Source organism: Sporolactobacillus sp. THM19-2 (assembly GCF_004153195.1).
Taxonomy (GTDB): domain Bacteria; phylum Bacillota; class Bacilli; order Bacillales; family Sporolactobacillaceae; genus Sporolactobacillus.
On record NZ_SEMC01000040.1, the window covers coordinates 1 to 2553 of the forward strand.

The 2553-nt window shown below is 48.5% G+C and carries 1 protein-coding gene and 1 pseudogene; both read left to right on the forward strand.

Annotation, left to right across the window (positions count from 1 at the left end; all coding sequences use genetic code 11):
• Window positions 1–126: 126 nt before the first annotated feature.
• Window positions 127–615 (forward strand): annotated as a pseudogene (locus EWH91_RS14220) (MFS transporter); the annotation flags it as partial.
• Window positions 616–1038: 423 nt separating this feature from the next.
• Window positions 1039–2241, forward strand: a complete 1203-nt coding sequence (locus EWH91_RS14225) for an MFS transporter (RefSeq protein ID WP_326407618.1) — start codon at window positions 1039–1041, stop codon at window positions 2239–2241.
• Window positions 2242–2553 lie beyond the last annotated feature (312 nt).

The following is a 2553-nucleotide window of genomic DNA, read 5'->3' on the forward strand; positions in this document are numbered from 1 at the left end:
TTAACGCAGCAAAGAATATTCTTCGGCTCGGGACGAGCCTTGGTAAAAGAGTTGTGACCTCTGCCTGAACGTTAGGTAAGTGTGCAATGTTCCCAGAAGCACACGACTTGAGTCGTGTGAGGTTCACTTGGTATCTGGCTTCTTGGAAGGGTAAACCGACGCCCGATACTCTTCACTGGTTTGACAGGAACGACCTCAGCACTGATCATGATCGGTATTTTTTCACTGACGCTTCATGGAACTGCATTGCTGCCGTTTCTTGTTCTGGCGATGACAGTCACCTTTCTTGGGTTTCAGCAGGCCACTGTTGCTCCCGTCATCTGGCTGATGCTTTCAGAAATCTTCCCGCTCAAATTACGCGGATTAGGCATGGGGGTCAGTGTATTTTGCCTTTGGTCAACAAACTTTCTCATTGGCCTGTTTTTCCCGGTCCTGATGAACCAGATCGGCTTATCCACCACCTTCTTCCTCTTCGCAGTTTGCGGAATAGGCGCTCTTATTTTCGTCAAAGCATTCGTTCCTGAAACCAGGGGATATTCTCTGGAAGAAGTGGAACATCTATTTCGTATGATGGATAAGCATGCACAGAGCAGCCAGGCCAACCTGAACGATTAACTGAGCAATGTTTATACCGGTTATTTTATCTTTTTCTCGCCAAAATGGAATGATTCATTATTAACGGCCTGAGCCCGTACTCCTCAGGCCTTTTTTTCATGCATACGATTCACAGGAGAGCCACAGCCAAAATATGGACTTACCATCCAATTGTCACAATCGGCACACTACGTGTAATCATTGACAACAATTTCTCAGATCAGTGACAAAAATCATTGAAAACCCTTTCAAAAATAAACATTTTGAATTATGATAACATTCAAGAGCAGTCAAAGGATACAGAAGATACGTACATATTTCAATGACATGTTCCTGTCCCTGGTTTTATTGACTCGTTGTTTTTCAGTCGAGGGTTCAGGTTTGGCTGCCGGCGGCTTCAGTTGTCTATTACGGGAACGGTTCGTTCAGAGAGAGGCGCGGCTATTGGAAACGATCGGTACGATCAAACGGGGGACCGGCGCATTTTGGAGAGCCGGCGGCGCGGTGTTCGCGGGCAGTTTCATTACGTTTGCCAACCTGTATTGCACGCAACCGTTACTTCCGGTTTTTTCGCATCAGTTTCATGTGACGCCGACGGTATCCAGCCTCACTCTGTCAGTGTCGTCAGCCGTGCTTGCGGTCTGTATGCTGCTTGCGGCGGCGCTGTCGGAAAGACTGGGGCGGAGGAGGATCATGATCCTTTCTGTATTTGTTTCGTCACTTGTCGTGATTCTGACCGCTTTCAGTCCGAATTTCACCACATTGATCATCCTGAGGCTCGCGGAAGGCGTCGTCCTGGCCGGTCTGCCGTCGCTTGCAATGGCTTATGTGAGTGAAGAGTTTGAACCGGGAAGTTTAGGCGTGGCCATGGGGTTGTATGTCAGCGGCACGACTGTGGGCGGGATGTTCGGACGAATCGCCGCCGGTATGCTTACCGATATCTTTTCATGGCGGTACGCACTTGCCGTTATCGGCATCGTGAGTCTCCTCTGCAGTGTTTATTTTTGGCTCGCCCTGCCTGCTTCGACGCATTTTCACGGGCACTCTTTTTCGCTGAAAGAGACCATCCGTTCTTTTGGCCATCATCTGAAATCACCGGTCCTGTTTTCTGTTTTCGGTATCGGCTTTCTGCTCATGGGCAGTTTCGTAAGCCTGTATAACTATATCGGTTATTTATTGACAGGCGCGCCTTACCAGCTCAGCCAGACGGCATTTGGCTGGATTTTTACCGTTTATATCATGGGGACGATCAGTTCCGTCTGGATGGGGAAGCTGGCCGACCGTTTCGGACGGACGAAAGTGCTCGGCATCGGAATGATCATCATGTTGACCGGCGGTTTGCTGACACTCGCGCCGTCGCTCGTTGTCATTGTGATTGGAGCGGCTGTTTTCACCTTTGGTTTTTTCGGCAGCCACTCCGTTGCAAGCAGTTTAGTCGGGAGGCTGGCGAAGAGTGACCGGGCACAGGCTTCTTCTTTATACCTGCTGTTTTACTATGCCGGATCGAGTCTTGTCGGATCGATAAACGGCGTAAGCTGGAGCCTGTATCGCTGGCACGGGGTTATTCTGATGATTGGGTCTGCGATCCTGCTGTCCATGTTGCTGGAACTTTTTATTATTCGTTTCATGAAAGGGCATGTTGACTGATTGTGTTGCTGTTTCGTACACGCGCAGGCAAAATTGGTGGGACTCTTTCGGGTAAAAGGGCGGCTTCTGAAGCGAATGGGCAACAGCCATGAGACGAGCCGTCAGGCAAAAGAATGGACCAGTTCGGGCAAACACTTTGTTTGAAGCGAGTCGGATCAAACGTTAGAATAATATGTATATGGACAAGCCTAGTGGTAATATGTCAAGTCCCTAAAAACGAGAAATTGGAAATTTTTTAGGGCCTTTATCCAAAAGCACTTAAAAAAGCGTATATGAAACAAATCCCACGCCAAATAACAAATTTTACCAGTT